15 protein-coding genes are annotated in these 16,829 nt (G+C 66.6%); 10 read left to right on the top strand and 5 right to left on the bottom strand.

Annotation, left to right across the window (positions count from 1 at the left end):
- Positions 1-20 precede the first annotated feature (20 nt).
- Entirely contained in the window at positions 21-1,106 is a 1,086-nt protein-coding gene (locus Q1V78_RS04060) for a LytR C-terminal domain-containing protein (protein ID WP_300611911.1), read from the bottom strand.
- A 129-nt stretch (positions 1,107-1,235) separates the two neighbouring features.
- Positions 1,236-1,472 carry a DUF3263 domain-containing protein gene (locus tag Q1V78_RS04065; RefSeq protein WP_041628622.1) on the bottom strand — a complete coding sequence of 79 codons (237 nt, stop codon included), beginning with the start codon at positions 1,470-1,472 and terminating at the stop codon, positions 1,236-1,238.
- A gap of 57 nt (positions 1,473-1,529) precedes the next feature.
- On the opposite strand from Q1V78_RS04065, the gene Q1V78_RS04070 reads away from it, so the two are divergent.
- From Q1V78_RS04070 to Q1V78_RS04090, 5 genes are all read left to right on the top strand, one after another.
- A complete protein-coding gene (locus Q1V78_RS04070; protein WP_300611918.1) occupies positions 1,530-2,201 on the top strand; it encodes a peptide deformylase in 672 nt (223 codons plus the stop codon).
- An 18-nt stretch (positions 2,202-2,219) separates the two neighbouring features.
- The gene (locus tag Q1V78_RS04075) at positions 2,220-3,386 is read left to right on the top strand and encodes a GNAT family N-acetyltransferase (RefSeq protein ID WP_300611921.1); all 1,167 of its coding nucleotides are present in this window, start codon (positions 2,220-2,222) and stop codon (positions 3,384-3,386) included.
- A 91-nt stretch (positions 3,387-3,477) separates the two neighbouring features.
- Positions 3,478-4,254: an exodeoxyribonuclease III gene (locus Q1V78_RS04080; RefSeq protein ID WP_300611924.1), complete on the top strand. Its 777-nt coding sequence runs from the start codon at positions 3,478-3,480 to the stop codon at positions 4,252-4,254.
- Between the two features lie 21 nt (positions 4,255-4,275).
- Entirely contained in the window at positions 4,276-5,787 is a 1,512-nt protein-coding gene (gene cls, locus Q1V78_RS04085) for a cardiolipin synthase (protein WP_300611927.1), read from the top strand.
- Positions 5,788-5,938: 151 nt separating this feature from the next.
- Positions 5,939-6,484, top strand: a complete 546-nt coding sequence (locus tag Q1V78_RS04090) for a MarR family winged helix-turn-helix transcriptional regulator (protein WP_300611930.1) — start codon at positions 5,939-5,941, stop codon at positions 6,482-6,484.
- A gap of 115 nt (positions 6,485-6,599) precedes the next feature.
- On the opposite strand, the gene Q1V78_RS04095 is transcribed toward Q1V78_RS04090, so the two are convergent.
- From Q1V78_RS04095 to Q1V78_RS04105, 3 genes are all read right to left on the bottom strand, one after another.
- Positions 6,600-7,808 carry a multidrug effflux MFS transporter gene (locus Q1V78_RS04095; RefSeq protein ID WP_300611933.1) on the bottom strand — a complete coding sequence of 403 codons (1,209 nt, stop codon included), beginning with the start codon at positions 7,806-7,808 and terminating at the stop codon, positions 6,600-6,602.
- Positions 7,809-7,892: 84 nt separating this feature from the next.
- Positions 7,893-8,714 carry an ABC transporter permease subunit gene (locus tag Q1V78_RS04100; RefSeq protein ID WP_300611936.1) on the bottom strand — a complete coding sequence of 274 codons (822 nt, stop codon included), beginning with the start codon at positions 8,712-8,714 and terminating at the stop codon, positions 7,893-7,895.
- A gap of 7 nt (positions 8,715-8,721) precedes the next feature.
- Positions 8,722-9,732 carry an ABC transporter ATP-binding protein gene (locus tag Q1V78_RS04105; RefSeq protein ID WP_300611938.1) on the bottom strand — a complete coding sequence of 337 codons (1,011 nt, stop codon included), beginning with the start codon at positions 9,730-9,732 and terminating at the stop codon, positions 8,722-8,724.
- 195 nt (positions 9,733-9,927) lie between these two features.
- Between Q1V78_RS04105 and Q1V78_RS04110 the strand changes: the two genes are divergently transcribed.
- From Q1V78_RS04110 to Q1V78_RS04130, 5 genes are read left to right on the top strand one after another with little or no spacing between them, the layout of a single operon-like run.
- Positions 9,928-11,349 (top strand): hypothetical protein, encoded by a 1,422-nt coding sequence (locus Q1V78_RS04110; RefSeq protein WP_300611942.1) that lies wholly within the window; start codon positions 9,928-9,930, stop codon positions 11,347-11,349.
- Positions 11,349-12,497: a transporter substrate-binding domain-containing protein gene (locus tag Q1V78_RS04115; protein ID WP_300611945.1), complete on the top strand. Its 1,149-nt coding sequence runs from the start codon at positions 11,349-11,351 to the stop codon at positions 12,495-12,497. Before Q1V78_RS04110 ends, Q1V78_RS04115 begins: the two co-directional genes overlap by 1 nt.
- A gap of 3 nt (positions 12,498-12,500) precedes the next feature.
- Entirely contained in the window at positions 12,501-15,089 is a 2,589-nt protein-coding gene (locus Q1V78_RS04120; RefSeq protein ID WP_300611948.1) for a serine/threonine protein kinase, read from the top strand.
- Positions 15,090-15,135: 46 nt separating this feature from the next.
- Complete coding sequence (modA, locus tag Q1V78_RS04125; protein ID WP_300611951.1) at positions 15,136-16,017, top strand: molybdate ABC transporter substrate-binding protein; 882 nt, start codon at positions 15,136-15,138, stop codon at positions 16,015-16,017.
- Positions 16,014-16,820 carry an ABC transporter permease gene (locus tag Q1V78_RS04130; protein WP_300611954.1) on the top strand — a complete coding sequence of 269 codons (807 nt, stop codon included), beginning with the start codon at positions 16,014-16,016 and terminating at the stop codon, positions 16,818-16,820. Before modA ends, Q1V78_RS04130 begins: the two co-directional genes overlap by 4 nt.
- The last annotated feature ends 9 nt before the right edge of the window (positions 16,821-16,829 follow it).

A 16,829-nucleotide genomic window follows, 5' to 3' on the forward strand; every position in this document is an offset into this window, starting at 1 on the left:
CCCCTATCCTTGCAGATCACCTAGCGAGGCATGTCATCCACCGTGACAACAATCACGGCGCCCGGTGGCGGGCCGTCCAGAAGCTGGACGTCGCGGAGGGAATCGTCGATCTCCCGGTTGCGCTCGCGGGTCTCGAGGCCGTGTTCCTTGGCGATCTGCTCGGCGGCGGCCTTCGCCTTCGCGTCCCCGGCCGGGTAGAGCACGACGGATTCGCGGAAGACGTACGCGGAATCCGGCAGGTTACCGATCGACTTCGCGTCCCACTTCTCGCCGCGCAGGCCGTCGGCGGTGCGCCCGGCCAGGCCCTCGATCGGGGAGTTGTTCAGGACGGTGACGTGGGTGGCCTCGCGGTCCTTGTCGCTCAGTTCCCCTGGGTTCTCGGCGTTCTCGGCGTCCTCGGCGGCCTTCCTCTCGGCCTCTGCCTTCTTTTCTGCCTCGGCCTTTGCGTCGCTGGCGGCCTTCTCGCGGGCTGCCTGACGCTCGGCGTTTTCCTTCTCCTTGGCCAGGCGCGCCTGCTCGGCGGGGCTCAGGTTGCTGGTGTCCTCGCCCTCCTGGCCGGCCTGGACGTTGCCGTCCTCGGAGTCGTTGCCGTTGACGAAGCTGACCGCGCCCCAGGCGATCAGTGCGATGGCGATGGCGATGAGCACCATCGCCAGGCCGCGCAGGGGCAGCCCCTGGCCGGAGCGGGCCTCCGCGCCAACCTGGCCGCCCGGTTCGCCGGCAGCGGCACCGGCTGCCCCGGCACCGGCTGCGCCAGCTACCGCGGCCCCGCCGATGCGTCGGCGGCCCGCCTCGTGGTGGCGCTGGGCTGCGGCGGCAGACTCGTCGTCGTAATCCTCGTACTCTGCGTACTCGTCGTAGTCACCGTGCTCGCCGTAGTCACCGTCGTGGTGGCCCGCGTAGCCAGCGGCAGAGTCCTCGTGCTCGCCGTAGCTACCTTCGTAGCCATCGTCGTAGCCGTCGGCGTCGTAGTCGGAGTATTCCGCGTCCTCGAACTCGGCGTCGACCGGGTCCTCGTGGGCGCCGTGCTGCGGCTCCAGGTTGAGGGGGCGGTCGTCGTCGAAGTTCTCGTCGAGGGAATGGCGTGGTCGATTCGAATCAGTCACGACACAAATCTTAACTACAGTCACACCCGCCACGGCAGCGGCGCGCCGAGAAGCCCACGCTTTCCGGGAGCCTCACTCCCCTGCATCGCCGTGCCCGCACGTCAGCCACCGGCCGCGCCACCCCAGAGCTCACTCCTCCCGGCGGCGCAGCAGAGTGCGCACCAGAACCGGATCGAAGTCCAGGGCCTCCGGCTTCTCGATCAGCCGATTCAACTGCTGGAAGTAGCGCACCGGCTTGACCCCGAAACGATCCTGGATCGCCTCCCCCTTCGCCCCCGGGTGCCGCCACCACTGCCGCTCGAATTCCAGCATGGCGCGCTCCCGCTCACTCAGAGCAGAGTTTTCGGGATTCACGGAGGCTGGCATGCCCATAAAGCTAGTGCACTTCGGCCCTTAAGCGCCACGCACCCTAAAATGGTCGCCATGACTGTTCTGCCCATCGTCATCGCTGGCGATCCCGTCCTGCACAACCCCACCAACAAGGTCGGGGAACCAGACCTCGACGCCAACGGCGTCCCCACCGAGGAATTCAAGAAGTTCATCGCGGACATGCACGAAACCATGGACCGCGCCCACGGCGTTGGCCTGGCAGGCAACCAGGTGGGGGCGCCTAAGCGGCTCTTCGTCTACCACTGCCCAGATATCGACGGACCCAACGGCGAGCCCCGCACCGAAGAAGAAATCGCCGCCCAGGGTGGCCCGATGCGCCGCGGCACCGTCATCAACCCGGTGCTGGAAACCAGCGAAATCCCGGAAACCATGCCTGATGAATACGAGGACGAGGAAGGCTGCCTCTCCGTCCCCGGCTACTCCTTCCCCACCGGCCGCGCCGATTGGGCGCGCGTGACCGGCATCGACGAGAACGGCGAGCCCGTGACCGTCGAAGGCTACGGCTTTTTTGCCCGCTGCCTGCAGCACGAGGTCGGCCACCTGGACGGCTTCCTCTACACCGACACCCTCATCGGCCGGAACAAGCGCGCCGCGAAGAAGGCTTTCAAGGCCGAGGGCTGGAACGTCGAGGGCAACCGGACCTGGCTGCCGGGGGTCGATAAGGACCCCTTCGGGCACGACGACGTCGGTTCGGCCGAAGCTTAAGGATTAGCTAGCCGCGCCATGAAGGATCACTCCGCACAACACCCAGGAACACACGCCGCAGCTGACAACGCGACCACGCCCCACGAGGTGGATACCGACCTCGTCGCCGCGGCCGCCGGCGCCCGGCGCGTCCCCGGCCTGGACTTCCCACTTTCCCGCCGCACCGACCCGGTATCGGTACGCCAGGGCGTGCGGGTCGTGGTGCGCCGGGTGACGGGCCGGCTCGCCGAATCCGGTCGGCCGGAGGTCAGCGACGTCATCGGCACGCTGCTCAGCGTGGATCCGCTGGTCGTCCGCCCCACACCCCGGAAGCGGGAGCCCGGGGCAGCCACACAGGAACCGGTGGCAATCGCGGCGGGCAGCGTCGTCGTCCTAAAAACCTTGAGCACCAAGCCGGTTCGCAACAGCGACATCCGGGCGGTCGAGCAAGCCATCGCGCAAGCCTTCCCCGGCACCGAGAACGCCTGGGTTGAAGGCTGGCTGTGCCGCGCGGGCGACGGGATAACCGAGCGCTCCAACACCGCCGTGCCGCTGGGCCCCAATGCCGCGCTGCAGCCGGTGCCGGTGGAGGGGATCAAGGCCTTCTATGCCCAGCACGGGCTGCCCGCAGCGCTCATGGTGCCGGACCAGATCGGGCGGACCGCGGAGAACCTGGAGGGCACGCGTGGGCCGGAGATCCTCGTGATGACGCGGGAGCTGGACGACCTCGGCGAGGCCCCGGCGCTCAGCGGCGACGCGGGCCTGGTGCACCCCAACTTCGCGGGCCAGCCCCTGGAGATCGAGGTGCTGGACCAGCCCACCGAGGAGTGGCTCTCCCGCTACCACTTCCGTGGCCAGCCACTGCCCGAACACGCACTGGAGCTGCTGCGCAAGCGCATTGACGGCACGCTGGGCTTCGCTCAGGTCCGCATTGGTGGGACCCTAGCCGCGATCACCCGTGCGACGATCACCAGCACCGAGGGCGGGCGCTCCTTCCTGGGCTACTCCGCGGTGGAGGTTTTGCCGGAGTTCCGGCGCCACGGGCTGGCCACCCACCTGGGGCGGGCACTGTTGCACTGGGGCGCGCAGCACGGTGCTGCGGAGGCCTACCTGGAGGTCATCGAGAGCAACACCGCCGGGCGCGGGCTGTACCACGACCTGGGATTCTCCGAGCACCACCGGCACCGCAGCCTGCAACTGGACTAAAGCGGGGCGCGCTGGGCGGACGGCGGCCGCAGAACCAAGAGAACGCCCCGCCGTGCAGGGCGTGTCCGCAGGCTTCAGTAGGCTGTCATCTATGCGCATCGCCACCTGGAACATCAACTCCGTCCGCACCCGCGAAGACCGGGTCCGAGCCTTCCTGGAACGCTCCGGCGTGGACGTGCTGTGCCTGCAGGAAACCAAGTGCACGGATAAGCAGTTCCCGGACTTCAGCGACACCGGCTACGAGCAGGCCCACCACGGCCTGCACTCCTTCAACGGGGTCGCCATCCTCTCCCGGGTGGGTCTGGAGGACGTGCAGACCGAGTTCGGTCAGCCCGGCTTCGATAAGGACCTCAACGCGCCGCAGCACCAGGAGGCCCGCGCCATCGGTGCGGTCTGCAACGGCGTACGGGTATGGAGCCTGTACGTGCCGAATGGCCGGGAAATCCGCGACCCGCACTACAGCTACAAGCTGGCCTGGCTGGATGCGCTGGCAGCTTACGCAAAAACCACCGGGGAGGACGGCACCGCGGAAAAGCTGGTGCTGACCGGCGACTTCAACATCGCACCCCGCGACGAGGATGTCTGGGACCGCAGCTGGTTCGAGGGCAAAACCCACGTCACCCCGAACGAGCGCAAGCGGCTCACCGCGCTGGAGGACGCCGGCCTGATCCAGGCCACGGAGCTCATCGCCGACCAGTACACCTACTGGGACTACCAGGCCATGCGCTTCCAGAAGAACGAAGGCATCCGCATCGACCTGCAGTACGCCCGCGGGCTGAAGCCCGAGGGCGGGCGCGTGGACCGCGACGAACGCAAGGGCAAGGGCGCGTCCGACCACGCCCCCGTCATCATCGACTACACCGTCTAAACAGCCAAGAGGAACAAGCAGATGTGGTGGCTAGAGCCCGTCGACATGGCGGTGGGAGTAGTGGACCAACTGGAGTGGTACCACTTCCTCATCGTCGGGCTGGACTACGTCCTGAAGTTCGTGGCCCTGGGGTGGGTGCCGCAGAAGCGCCGCCCCTCCTCGGCCATGGCCTGGCTGCTGGCCATCTTCCTCATCCCCTTCATCGGCATCCTGCTGTTCATCATGATCGGCTCGCCGGTGGTCAACCGGCGCCGCCACAAGATCCAGGTGCAGGCCAACGCGCTGATCCGCGACATGTCCAGCGGGGAACCGGACGTCCCCAAAGGCCTGGAGGTCACCGAAGAGCAGCTCTCCATGGTGCAGCTCAACCGCGAACTCACCGCGATGCCCGCGGTGGGCGGAACCCTGCAGAAGCTGTACTCCGACTACGCGGAATCCATCCGCGAGATCGCTAACGCCATCGACGAGGCCCAGCACTACGTCAACGTCGAGATCTACATCATGGCCTGGGATGAAACCACCGACCCCTTCTTCCAGGCGCTGGCCCGAGCCGCCGACCGGGGCGTGGAAGTGCGCCTCATGTACGACCACGTGGGCTCCATGAAGTACCCGGAATCTCACCTGCTCGGCCGCAAGCTCGACCGGCTGGGCATCGAGTGGTACGCCATGCTGCCGCTGAAGCCTTGGCGCTGGAAGTTCCGCCGTCCCGACCTGCGCAACCACCGCAAGCTCGTCATCATCGACGGGGAACGAGCCTTCATGGGCTCGCAGAACATGATCGACGCCAGCTACCTCAACTCCGGCAACCTCAAGCTCGGCCGGCAGTGGGTGGACATCATGGGCGAGTTCACCGGGCCGATCGTGTCGATCATCAACTCCGTCTTCGCCGTGGACTGGTACACCGAATCCGGGGAAACGCTGGACCTCATCGACCCCTCCGTCCACGCGGAGCAGCTCGCCACCGCCAAGAAGGACACCGGCGCCGAGCTCATGCAGCTCGTCCCCTCCGGGCCGGGCTTTACCACTGAACCGAATCTGCGACTCTTCGTCTCGATGGCTCACCACGCCAAGGAGAGCCTGCAGATCGTCAGCCCCTACTTCATCCCCGAGGAGTCCCTCCTGGAGGCCGTCACGACCGCGGCCTACCGCGGGGTGAAGGTGTCGCTGTACGTCTCCGAGGAATCCGACCAGATGATGGTCGGGCACGCGCAGGCCTCCTACTACGGGGAGCTCATGGAATCCGGCGTGGAGATCTACCAGTACCCTGCCCCCGCCGTGCTGCACACCAAGTGCGCCATCGCCGACGGCGAGGTGGCCGTTATGGGCAGCTCCAACATGGACATGCGCTCCTTCGGGCTGAACTACGAGATCACCCTCATGACCTTCGAGGGCGCGGTCATGGACAGCCTCCAGGAGATCATCGACGCCTACCGCGAAGCCTCCCTGCAGCTCGATCTGAAGGAGTGGAAGAACCGCCCGTGGTACAAGCAGTACCTCGATAACGTCTTCCGCCTGACCAGCGCGCTGCAGTAGCGCGGCGCAGGGCAATTACTTTTCTCCCGCAAAATGGTACGGAGAAACCCCGCCCGCGCCTACACTAGCTAGCTACATAAAGAAAAGTTTCAACCCACCGAACTGCCCCCTGACGCACGCAGCTCACGAGGACTAAGAGCGAGGAACAGTAATGAGTAGCACAGCGGCCTCCCCCCAGCGCCCCAAGCCCAACGTCAGCGGGCACAAGGCGAAGGAAGTCCTCCCGGACGTCGACGTCTCCGAAATCGCATCCAGCGTTTTTGACTTCCTCTCCGCCACGCGCCGCCTCATGAGCCGCCCGAGCGCGGATATGAACATCTCCCAGTCCGAGATCGAGGTGCTGCAGTTCATCTCCCAGCACCCGGGCTGCGGTGTCTCCGAGATCGCCCGGCTGCGCTTCCTGCGCGCCTCCAACGTCTCCGCCACCGTCCGCCGCCTCATCAACGACGGCCTCGTGGACCGGCAGGCCAATGACTACGACCGCCGCGCCCAGGATCTCTACCTCACCGACAAGGGGGTGGCCATCATGAACGACATCACCGACCAGTGGGCAATGTTCATCGCCCAGGCCACCTCCCGGATGGAGCGCTCCGACGTCCGCAAGCTACGCGACGGTGTGCCCGCCCTGCGTGGACTATCGGATGCCGCGGAGGCGATCATCGATAACCTCCAGCGCGAGCGCGAACGCGTGATCTAGCCGCTGGGGCTGTCCCGGGGTCCACTTAAGGGCCATCCCGGGGCCACCGGAGAGCCACCCCGGAGCCCTGGCGTCAGTGCTGTGACATGACGGTTGCGGCGTGACGGCTGTGGCGCTATTCCGCGTGCGGGGCGAACTTCGCGGCCAGCAGCGTGCCCGCGATAGCCACCGCCACCGAGGCCACCATGCACAGCCCCAGGGCCAGCATCCGGTCGGACCCCAGGCCCACCAGCGGGCTCATCACCCCGGCCACCACGAACTGCCCCGCGCCCAGGACCGCCGATCCAGCGCCCGCGCGATCCGCCGCCAAGCCTTGGGCCAGCGCGGTGGAGTTGGACATGTTCAGCCCCACCCCGAAGGTGGCGACGAAAACCGACGCTGCGAGGACGTACATCGCGGCGTCGCCGTCCCTGGGAAGGAACAGGGCGCACAACAGCACCGCCACTGCCCCGAGCGCGATCAAGCACACCGCCACGCGCTGCAGTCGCCGCGCGCCGATGCGCCCCACCAGGCGGATATTCAAAGAGTTCGCGCTCAGCAGCGCGACCGCGTTGAGCGCAAACATCGCGGAGAAGCCCACCGAGCTCAGCCCGAAGACCTCCTGGTAGACGAAGGAGGAACCGGCGATGAATGCGAACATCGTGCCGAAGCCAAACGCGAAAGCCATCGCATAGCCCACGAACGCGGGGCGGCGGAACAGCCCCAACATGTTCCGGTACATCCGCACCGGCCCACCACCATGGCGCCGCTCCACCGGCAGCGTTTCCGGTTGGCGCCAAGCCACCAGGATCTGGGCCAGGGCGACCAGCGCCAGCGTGAAGAAGATCGCCCGCCAGCCCGCAGCCTCGTTGATGACCCCGCCCAGCAGTGGCGCAAGGATCGGGGCCACACCGATGATCAGCATCATGACCGACAGCGCCTGGGCGGCGGCCGAGCCGCACAGCTTATCGGCGATCATCGCGCGGGTCAGCACCACGCCGGTGCCGCCGGCAACACCCTGGAAGAAGCGGGCGGCGATCAACACTGCGGCCGTGGGGGCAATCGCGCACACCACGGAGGCAACCAGCCCCAGCGCCATCCCGAAGCACACCAGCCCCCGGCGGCCCCGGCCATCCGAGAGCGGCCCAATCAGCAGCTGCCCCATGGCCATGCCCACCATGTAGGCGGTGATGGAGAGCTGCACCACGGCAGGGCTCGCCCCCAGATCCTGACCGATCAGCGGCAGGGCGGGCAGGTACATGTCCGTACCCAGCGGCCCACCCGCAGAGAGCAGCGCGAAGCCCGCCAAGGTCAGCACACCGAGCTGCTGCTTCTTCGAATCCATTTTTACTTTTTCCACTCCACAACGAAGCGCCACGGTGCTCACGGGCACCGCGGCGCTGGGCGCAACAAGAACTAGCGGGGATTTTTAAGCGTCGCGCTTTTTCAGGGCGATCAGACCGGCGATGAAGAAGATCACACAGAATGCTGCGAAATAGAGGATGGAGCCGACCTGACCCCACGGGGCGTCCGGGGTGTCCATCATCATCGTCGCCATGTCGACGTTATTGAAGGGCATGTATGGCGGCAGCCAGTCGCGAATCTTCGGAACCAGTGGCACGACCGCCCCCTCAACAACCAGCTTCCACAGCAGCAGGGCGGCGATGCTGGCCGCGGTCGAGCGGAGCAGGTAGCCCACGCCCGTGGAAATCACGACGGAGAGCAGTGCGTACAGCACCAGGCGACCGATCGCGGTCCATAGGTTCTCTGCGCCGAAGCCCGCGGAGTCCAGGATCGTGTCGTTACCGGTGATGATGCGGGAGGCGGCGAACTTGCTGGTCCACACGGACAGCACCGCGCTGATGAAGGTCAGCACCATGGCCAGCACGCCATAGACCAGCACCTTCACAAACGGCACCGGGAAGCGCTTCGGCGTGGCCAGCAGCGTATTCTTCGCGGTGCCATTGGCGTACTCGTTGGTCACGTTGAGCACGGCCTGGATGATGATGATCATCATGCCGAAGACGAGCATGCCGCCCAGCGCACCCGTTGCGTCCAGGGCGTTCTTCGCGTCGACGACGCCGGCAACATCCGCCGGTCCGTCACCTTCCGTGGCCGATTGATAGATCAGGCCGGCGCCAACACCATTCAGTGCGGCGAAGCCCACGGAGAAGAAGAGGATCAGCCCAGAGGTCCACCACACCGCCTTGGTCGTGGAGAGCTTGAGCCATTCAGACTTAATCAGGTTCATGGGTTCTTTACTCCCCCTTCTCGATGCGGTTGTCTGCGCCGTCGACCGAAATACCCGGCTCGGCGGTGGATGGGGCGGCGGGAATGCCCGGGGCGCCCAGTCCGGCCTTGGCCTGGTACTCGACGGAATGCCCGGTCTGCTGCATGAAGGCCTCCTCCAGAGAAGCGGACTTCTGGCTCAGCTCGTTCAGGCGCAGCCCGTAGGTGTAGGCCAGGCCGCCCACCCAGTCGGTGTCGTGGTCCGGGACGACGAGGATGTCGCGGCCCTCGACATCCTTACTGCGCTCGAAGTTCGCAGACTCCTCACGCAGCGCGTTTTCCAGCTCGGTGAGGTGCTCGGAACGCACGATCGTGGTGGTCTCGGAGGAGCTCTTAATGAACTCATGGACGGACTGATCCGCCACCAGCTTGCCCTTACCGATCACAATCAGGTGATCCGCGGTTTGCGCCATCTCGGAGAGAAGGTGGGAGCTGATCAGCACCGTGCGCCCCTCGCGGGCGAGCTGGCGGACGAAGTCACGCACCCAGCGGATGCCCTCCGGGTCGAGGCCGTTGACCGGCTCGTCCAGGATCAGGACCTCCGGGTCGCCCAGGAGGGCTGCGGCGAGCCCCAGGCGCTGCCCCATGCCGAGGGAGAACTTGCCTGCTTTGCGGCCGGCGACGTTGGACAGGCCAACGATATCCAGCACCTCGTCCACCCGCTTGCGGGAGAAGCCATTCGCCGCGGCGATCCAGCGCAAGTGGTTGACCGCGGAGCGGTTGGGGTGAACCCACTTCGCATCCAGTAGGGTGCCGACCTTAGTCAGGGGGCGGTCGAAGTCCGCGTAACGCTTACCGTCGATCAGTGCGGAACCGCTGGTCGGAGTGTCCAGCCCGACGATCATTCGCATTGTCGTGGACTTTCCGGCGCCGTTGGGACCGAGGAACCCGGTGACAATCCCGGGTTTGACCTCAAAATCCAAGTTGTCGACAACGGTGGTGCCACCGTATGCCTTGGACAGCGATTTCACTTTGATCATGGGCACCAGTTTGCCATAGAAAGCAGACATTCCGACAGATCAGCACCCTTGCCTTTCCGCTGCACACCCCTGAATCCCCCGCAATTCCCCCTGCACAATCCCCGCACAGCGCGGCTTCACTTGCTCGCGGAGCCCCACGCAACGTTTGTGACGGGAGTGGCAAAAGTGAAATGTGTCCTGCGTTATAATCAGGCCATGTCTGCGCCGCTCTATGCCGATGCCGATCGGTGGATGGATCGTGACGACTCGCCCACCGGCGGTCGCACGGTCCGCGGCCTCATTGCCCCAGCCATGGCGCTGCCCAAGCGCTTCCTCAACTTCATCTCCACCACGCCAGGGATCCTGACGATCATTTCCTTCCTACTCGTCGCCGCGATCCTCGCCGCCGGTGGCGCGATGGCGCTGAGCTCCACCTGGCGGCAGAACGACCTCAACACCCTGGTCAGCCGCACCGAACCGCTCTCCAACGCGGCCCAGGAACTCTTCAACTCCCTCTCCGTCGCGGACTCCGCCGCGACCACGGAGTTCCTCGAAACCAAGGAGCAGAGCTCCACCCAGTCGCAGAGCTACGACCGGCACATCGCCAACGCCAGCCAGGAAATCATCAAGGCCTCCGCGGGCATCGACAACGTCGACTCCCGTGAGATGGAGCTCGTCCTCCAGCTGCAGACGGATCTGCCCCGCTACGTCGAGCTCGTCTCCGAAGCGAGCGCGAACGACCGCTTCCGCAACCCCGTCGGTGCGTCCTACCTGACCCAGGCTTCCCACCTGATGCAACAGACGATGCTGCCCGCCGCCGAAGAGCTCTACACCATCACCTCCAAGCAGGTCAGCGAGCAGCAACGCCACGTGATCTCGCCGATGTGGTTCCCGCTTTCTGGGCTCATCGCCGCAGTCGTGCTGCTGATCATCGCGCAGCTGTGGCTCTCGGCCAACACCAACCGCGTATTCAACATCGGCCACCTGATCGCCACGACGCTCATGGTCATCGCCCTGCTCGTGGCGTCCATCAGCGCGGGCTGGACCTGGAAGGCCGGAACCAACTGGATCCAGTCCTCCATGGGGCCACTCGAAACGCTCACCCAGCAGCGCATCGCCGCCCAGCAGGCCCGCACCGGCGAAGCGCTGGGCCTGGTGCAGCGCAGCTACGGCGACGACAACCAGGAGGAGTTCTCCAAAACCATCGCCCGGATCGACAACGAGCTCGAGTCCATCCGCGACTCCGTGGTCTCCCCATACCGCATCGTCCTGGCCCGCGAGCACCTCCAGAAATGGGACGCCGCCCACGCCGTCATGGTCTACGAACTGCAGCACGGCAACTTCAAGGCCGCCTCCGCCGCCGCCCTGGGCTCCCCCTCCGACGACGACCAGCAGGCCGTCGTCGCGAACTCCAACCGCTCCCCCAAGGACGTCCAGCTCGACCTACGCACCAGCTACACACTCTTCGACGAGGAGCTGCAGGAGCTGATCAGCGAGTCCCGCGAGCAGCTGCGCGACGTGCTCACCGCAGGGCAGTCGGCCGCGCAACGCACCGCGACGATCGTGGCCATCATGACCGCCGTCGCCGCGATCGCCACGCTCGCGGGCACCAGGCCGAGGGTGAGGGAGTACCTGTGATGATCAACGCCAACCGCCGCGGCACCCGCGCAGGACACTCCCGCCTGCCCCGGGGCACGGCCGCGCTCCTCGGCACGGCGACACTGCTCACCGGCTGTGCCACCACCACGACCAGCCCGTCCTGGCCGATCGTGGCCCGCGAGCCCGACGCCGACCTGCCCGCGCAGGCGCGCGTCTACGACACCGCAGACCTCGAGCCCGTCCACACCGAACACGCGGAACCCCTCGGCTCCCTCGCCCCCACCGCAGCCAGCGTGACGGAGAACGTGCCGAATATCTCCAAGCGCGGGCGCCTCATCGTGGGCGTGGCACAGTCCCTCTACCGGCTGGGATACCGGGACCCGGAGAGCTCCGACCTGATCGGCTTCGAAGTCGACCTCGCCCGCGAAATTGCCCGCGATATCTTCGGCGACCCCGACAAGGTGGAATTCCGCTACGTGGAATCCCGACACCGCGAGGATGCCCTCCGCACCGGCGACGTGGACCTCGTGCTACGCACCATGACCACCACACGGAAACGCCAGAAGGCGCTGGAATTCTCCATCCCCTACCTCCACATCGAGGAGCGCCTGCTGGCTCTGAAGGGCTCCGGCATCGAATCTGTCGCCGACCTCAAAAACAAAACCGTCTGCGCCTCCCAGGACTTCCCTCCCGGCATGGTGGCACACCACCTCCACCCCAAGCGCATCCTGCAGACCCGCACGTGGACCGATTGCCTCATGGCCATGCAGCAGGGGCACGTGGACGCCATCTACTCCGACGACGCGATCCTCTCCGGGCTCGCCGCCCAGGACCCGGACACCCATCTCGTCGGGGCCTCCCTGGGCGAGGGCTACTACGGCGTGGCCATGGCACCTCCCGGCAAGGTCGTGGGGCCCGGCGCGGAGTCCCTCGACGAGGACGACGAGCACGTGAGCTGGCAGAGCGAGGGGCTCACCCGACAGGTCAACCGCACCCTCGAGCGGCTGCGCGACAGCGGCGAACTGGACCGGATGTATAAGCACTGGCTCGAGCAGTACCTGGGGCCCGCGCGAGAGCTGCCCGCCCCCTACCGCACGCCAGAGGAATCCGCCACCCTGACCAAGGAACGCGAAGAATACAACAGGGAGCAAGTCCCCGGCATCGAGGAAGAGAAGGGAGGCGAGTAGAAGATGAGAGAGAAGGACGCACCGGAACAGAACGTCCAGGAACAGGACCGCAACGTGGAACCGGATGCCGGACCACCGACCGAGGCAGTGAACCGCACTGAACCGGACGCAGCGACCGGGCCTGACGTCGTTACCGGCGGCACCGCGGAGCACCCGGAACCGGACGTGACCACCGGCCCGGCGACCGAACCCGGCGCCGCGAGGAAGGACGAAGCCGACGGCGACGGTGGCACCGAGGCTGTCGTCTTCGACCCCTTCGCCGACGACGATGACGAGGAAGAATTCGACCTCGCGGACCTCGACGACCTCTCCGACCTCATCGAACCCGGCAGCACCTCCCAGGGACGCAGCCAGGCTGACGTCCCCACCTCCGCCACCGAGGTCGGCAGCAGTACCAGCGGGGCGACCACCGACCCCGTCAAAGTCGACTCCGGGGAACGCTCCCGCCGGGAGGCACTCTCCACCTTCCGCGAACTGCGTGGCGCGGCGCGCGAGGGCAAGAACGTCGCCGACGGCATGGTCCACCTGCCGTTCATCACACCCACCGTCCCCGAAGAGGCGATCATTGACCCCAGCGACGCGATCGCCAAGGGCATCGAGCCACCCACCTTGGAGGCCGGGGACCTCATCGCAGGACAATACGAAATCCTGGGCCCCATCGCCCACGGCGGCCTGGGATGGATCTACATCGCGACCGACCACTACGTCGCGAACCGCTACGTCGTCCTCAAGGGACTGATGGCGACCGAGAACGAGCACGAACGCGCCGTCGCCGACTCCGAACGCGCCTTCCTCGCGGACATCACCCACCCCGGCATCGTGAAGATTTTCAACTTCATCGACGACCCCCGCTCCCCCGGCGGATTCATCGTCATGGAGTTCGTGGGCGGGCCCTCCCTGCGCGAACGGCGCCGCGAATCCCCCAACAACACGCTGCCGGTAGACATCGCCATCGGCTACATGCTGGAGGTCCTGCCCGCCCTGGACTACCTGCACTCCCGCGGGGTGGTCTACAACGACCTCAAGCCCGACAACATCATCATCACTGAGGACCAGGTCAAGCTCATCGACCTGGGTGCGGTCAGCGGCATCGGAGCATACGGGCACATCTTCGGCACCAAGGGCTTCCAGGCGCCCGAGATCGCCAGCACCGGGCCGACCGTGGCCAGTGATATTTACACGGTGGGGCGGACGTTGGCCTCGCTGGTCGTGAACCTGCCCATCACCGATGGCGCCTACGACCCCGAGCTGCCCACCCCGGAGGAGGAACCGCTGTTCCAGCGGTATATGTCCCTCTACCGGCTGCTGCTGCGGGCCACCGACTCGGACCCGAATAAGCGCTTCAGCTCCGCGGTCACGCTCGCGAACCAGATGGTCGGCGTGCTGCGCGAGGTGCTGGCGATCCGGGATCGGGTGCAGCACGCGCACCTGGATACGCGCTTCACCGCGCAGCGCTCCACCTACGGCACGAAGCACGTGCTTTTCCGCACCGACCAGCTCATCGACGGCATCCCGCGGTCCGTGCAAATCGCGGCCTCGGAGGTCATCGCGGCACTCCCGCTGCCGCTGACCGACCCGAGCGATCCCGGCGCGTCATTACTCTCTGCCGTCCGTTACACGGAGCCCGGGGAAGTGCTGGACACGCTGGAGTCCGCGGCCAAGCAGCCGCAGATGTCTAGCTCCGTGGAAATCCCGCTGACGATGGTGCGGGCGCGGCTGGACATGGGGCAGGCCCAGGAGGCGCAGGACAAGCTCGACGAGATGCAGGACTGGCTGGGCGGAGACTGGCGCTTCCGGTGGCTCTCCGGTGTCGCAGCACTCCTGCGCAGCGACTTCGTGACCGCGCAGTACCACTTCAACGAGGTGCTGCACCTGCTGCCCGGCGAGCCGGCGCCGAAACTGGCGCTCGCGGCGACGAACGAGCTGCTCATGCAGCAGCAGGGCGTCAACACCACCAAGCTGCTGGACGATGAGACCGCCCAGCTGGGTGCCATGCTCTCCTACGCCTACCGCACGCCGATCACCGAGGATGTGAAGGTGCCACCCGCGCGGCACTTGTCGCAGGAGCCCGCCACACTGCGGATGCAGACGATGCGACTATACGGGCTGGTGTGGGCGACGAACCCGACGACTGTCTCCTCTGCCTTCGGGCTTGCGCGGCAGCTGACCGCTGAAGGCCTGGGGAACGCCGCGGTGGGCGTGCTGGACCGGGTGCCGCTGGCTTCGCGCCACCACCGGTTGGCGCGGCTGACCAGCATTCTCATGCTGATCAGCGACCGGAGTAGGCTCTCGGAGTCCCGGATCCGGCGCGCGGCGCGGCGGTTGGAGATCATGCCGACGAACGAGCCACGGATGCAGCAGGTCCGCCTCGCGGTGATGCTGGCAGGACTGAACTGGATTTACATCAATAAGAAAAAGGGCAACGACGTGAGCAGCGAAAGCCCGCTCTTCGACGTGCCATTCACGGAGCGTGGGCTGCGGCTGGGGCTGGAGCAGGGGCTGCGGATGCTGGCGCGGCAGGCGCAGTTCGATCTGCACCGCTTCCGCCTGGTGGATATGGCGAATATGATCCGCCCGCGCACGTGGTTCTGATGCGCTTAGCGCGCTCCCCTCAAGGGGCTCGCCTAGGATCAGATCCATGATCATCCGCCCCGCGCACCGCAGCACCGGGCACGGCCTCGCACGCGGCACCGCGCGCCCCACCGCTGCCGGCAGCACCCGGCGCCACAAGAAGCGCTTTGTCGCCGCACTCGCCGCAGCACTCGCGGGCGTGCTTGCGCTCGCCGCTTGCTTTGCGGAGGACGCTTCGAACGGGCCCCTGCGCGTCTTCGCCGCCGCCTCCCTGAGCGTTGCCGGTGATGACCTGGTGGAGGCCTACGCCGCCGAGCACGACGGCCAGCAGATCGAATGGAACTTCGCTGGCTCCTCCGCCCTCGTCCGCCAGATCGAGCAGGGCTCCCAGGCCGATGCGTTCATTTCCGCTGATGAGAAGAACATGGACAAGGCCCTGAAGCTGCCGGAGTTCAGCAACGTCACGGACCGCGGGGAGCCGCGAATCGTCGCCACCAACCAGCTCGTCCTGGCCGTCGCGGAAAACCTTAAGACCGAGATCAACTCTCTCGAGGACCTGGCCAAGGGCGCCCGCGTCGCCATCTGCGCCCCGGAAGTCCCGTGCGGCACGCTTGCCCACGAAGCGCTCGAGAAGGCCGGCAGCGCACCTATTAAGCTGCAGAACCCCTCCGAGGAGGCCAACGTCTCGAACGTCGCCACCAAGGTCGCCACCGGCCAGGTGGATGCGGGATTCATCTACGCCTCCGACGCCGCCGCCATCCAACGCCAGGGCACAAAGATCATCACCCTGCCGATCGCACACGTCGCCCCGAATAAGTACCCCGCTGCCAGCACGGATGCTGGCGCCGATAATGCCAAGGCCGCCGAGTTCGTCCGCTGGCTCGCCACCCCGACCGCCCAGCGCATCCTCGCTGACCACGGCTTCGGGCCTGGAGTGACCCAAGAGTGAGCAACCGCGCCTTCCCCCTCTGGACGCTCGCGCTAGCAATCCCGGCCTTCGCGCTCATCGCGGGCCCGATGCTGGGGCTGCTGCTGAACATTCCGTGGCCGAAGGCGCTGCAACTCGTCACCGCCCCGGATGTGTTGACCTCGCTGGGGCTCTCCCTGTCCACGGCCGCGGTCGCCACCGCGCTCTCGGGGCTGTTCGGCGTCCCCCTGGCACTGTGGCTTGCCCGCCTTCAGCGCCGCCGCCCGGGGCTGTCGCAGCTCATCCAGCTCGCGGTCTATGCTCCGCTGGTGCTCTCCCCCGTGGTCAGTGGCCTGGCGCTGGTGTTTTTCTGGGGACGTCCCGGCCTGCTTGGGCCCCTGCTGGAACGCGCGGGGTGGTCGGTTGCCTACACGACGCTGGGGGTCGTCGTGGTGCAGGTTTTCGTCGCCCTCCCCTTCGTCGTCGCGACCGCGGTGACGGCACTGCGTTCGGTTCCGGATTCCGTTCAGGACGCCGCCGCCGTCGACGGGGCGAGCAGGTCCGAGGTCTTGCGGTTGGTCATTCTGCCGATCGCGTGGCCGGGGATCGCGGTGGGGCTGGTCCTGGCCTTCGCCCGCTCGCTGGGTGAGTACGGGGCGACGCTGACCTTTGCCGGCAACGTCGCCGGCCAGACCCGCACCTTGCCGCTGCTCATCGAGCTGGGCTTGAGCTCCAACGATATGGACCGCGCACTGGGCGCCTGCCTGGTACTGCTGGCAGTATACGTCCTGGTCGTGGGCGGTATCGCCGGGCTGCGTCTGGTGCAGCGGAGCCGTCACAGCTAAGGCGTGTCC

This window comes from Corynebacterium sp., assembly GCF_030152825.1.
In the GTDB taxonomy this organism is placed as follows: domain Bacteria; phylum Actinomycetota; class Actinomycetes; order Mycobacteriales; family Mycobacteriaceae; genus Corynebacterium.